The 2,209-nt window shown below is 49.5% G+C and carries 3 protein-coding genes; all 3 read right to left on the bottom strand.

Annotated elements, in window-relative coordinates; genetic code table 11:
• Positions 1-145: 145 nt before the first annotated feature.
• Positions 146-454, bottom strand: coding sequence for a hypothetical protein (locus BEI65_RS17645; RefSeq protein ID WP_198404475.1), 309 nt, complete (start codon positions 452-454; stop codon positions 146-148).
• Between the two features lie 814 nt (positions 455-1,268).
• Positions 1,269-1,484: an MbeD family mobilization/exclusion protein gene (locus tag BEI65_RS17650; RefSeq protein ID WP_099064449.1), complete on the bottom strand. Its 216-nt coding sequence runs from the start codon at positions 1,482-1,484 to the stop codon at positions 1,269-1,271.
• A 6-nt stretch (positions 1,485-1,490) separates the two neighbouring features.
• On the bottom strand, positions 1,491-1,982 hold the full coding sequence (locus tag BEI65_RS17655) for an MbeB family mobilization protein (protein WP_099064450.1): 492 nt from the start codon (positions 1,980-1,982) through the stop codon (positions 1,491-1,493).
• Positions 1,983-2,209: the final 227 nt, after the last annotated feature.

Raw genomic sequence — 2,209 nt, forward strand, 5'->3', positions numbered from 1 at the left:
CTTCACACCGGTGTCTGATATTCTGCCCCAAACTCACGGATTTGAGAGGCTGTTATCCCCCCTGCAAGAGTGAGCAATCACCGTCCCTGACGTGTTTCGCGCTCGCGCCATGAACCTGTTTACCCTCAGCAACAAAAATTTCATTTCAATAAGTTAGTTTCTTTTTCTCACTCTCCAACTTCATAATCTCCTCACTTACCTGTTTTTTCTCATTCGGGTCATTGCTATTAACAGTTCTTAACTCTTGTATTTTTAAATCTATTTTAAGTCTTTTAGATGTTTTTAATCTTTCTGCTTCAGCACTTGATTGTATATTTTTAACCGTGGAGTCCTGCTGTTTTCTCATGTTATTTATCTGAGCTTCAGTAAAAGCATCAAGTTGAGAATCGGCGATGCAAACGAATGGGATGAATAATAAAACAACAGTATATTTAAAAAAGTATTTCATAATCACAATAGCCTCTATTAAACCAATCTCTGTATTCTTGTTTTTTTTACTTTAATCTCTGAGGGTCGAATTCCCCGCCCCTTGGGGCGCTCAACTCTCGCTGTTGACTGTGGTTTTGATACCCCGCTGCTTACGGCGGGGTTCGGGTTGTTCATTCTCAATAATTTTCGGTACTTCACCACCCCGCAAGGGACTTGTGAGGTACAGCAAATGTGCTAATGAATTATTTGCTCAATACAGAGAACCGCCATTGATCGCCAAGCACGATATCTCCGGATGATCTGCACTCGGTCACAGTGAATTTAGATAGATCAGTTTGCCTATAAATTTTTGCCCTGACTGCGTTACATGTAGCACCATCGGAAAAAGGGCCGTACCCTTGATTACTAGCGTAAACGACAGATGAAGTAAGTAGGAACCCTAATAATAGATACTTTTTCATTCTTTATTTCCTTATTAAAATGATGACCATTAGTGAATTCAACCTCGCAGTACAACACTAAGTCACTTTCCTTAGTTATGCAAAAAAAATACCACGATGATTATCATCATCATAGAGGATATAATGGTAAAATATATGCTGAATTCCAATCGACCACTTGGTTTAGCGACCGTAAGGATTCATTAACTTATTGCCCATAAACCTGAAAAGTACAAAGGTTCTTCTTGAGATCAGGGTCTTAGGGCAACGGAACGGAAACATACGTCTACCCCAATGATGGCCCCCGTAACTCGCGAACTTTCGTCCGCTCCTGGACTTTCTTCTGCTGCCTGAGTTCGAACTGGTGACGCTCCGACGCCACCGCCAACTCATGCCGCACTACGATTGGCTCAAACGCCTCAGTTGCTCGCTCAAGCGCTCCACCTGCTGACTCAAGATCGAGACCTGACCGCTCAGCGTCGCGTTGTCCCGTTGCATAAGACCACACATCGTCTGCCATTCCCCGAAGGCACTCTCCCACTCGGCCAGCCTTGTCGAGTAGTCCTGCTGTAGCTGCTCTAACGCGCTCAGCAACTGTTTTTCCAGTTCGGTCATCGGCCCTTACTCCTTCACCAGTTTCACCGCGTTCCGCTTCTCCACCTTCCACTCCGGATCGGCTTTCATGCCCTTCGGCAGCACCAGAAAACGTCCGTTCGTCCCCTCCCGATACTCGATGCCCCACGTTTTCGCGTTCAGTTTCGCCAGCGCGTCCTCCTGCTGGCTGAGGGTTTCCATATTCGAGACGATTTTCTGCCCCAGCCACCACAGCACGCTCCCGCTGAAGCCCATCAGCAACACGGACACCATCATGAGGGTCAGCCACGTCCGCCCGACCATGCGCAACACGCTCAGCCGGTTCGACTGCATCGCCGCGGTCATGTCCTGCTCGTGAGCGGCTATGGCGTCGCTGATTCTCTTCCCGCTTGAGGTCAGTGCCTCGCTGACAGACCGTTCGTGCGCGCTGAACGCGCGCTTCAGCATCTGCTCGGTATCGCTCGCCTGCTCGCGAGATTTCTGCTCTAAGTCCGTCGCCAGCTTCAAAAGCTTGCTCATAGATGGCTCCCTTCAGTCGAATATTCCGTCCCCCGTCCGGGTCCGCGAGGCTGATACTGTTTTTCGTGGTACGCACCACCTCAAAACCCGCCCCGGAGAGCGTCGCCAGCACGTCCTGCCGCGTTTTCACCTCTCCGGTCTCACATAACCGCAGCAGACCGTCGGTAATCGCCTCAGCGGCGTCCTGCTTCGTTGTCGGCAGGGTTGACGGCGTCACCAGCGCCCGC

It is taken from the genome of Serratia sp. BW106, assembly GCF_002607755.1.
GTDB lineage: Bacteria > Pseudomonadota > Gammaproteobacteria > Enterobacterales > Enterobacteriaceae > Serratia > Serratia proteamaculans.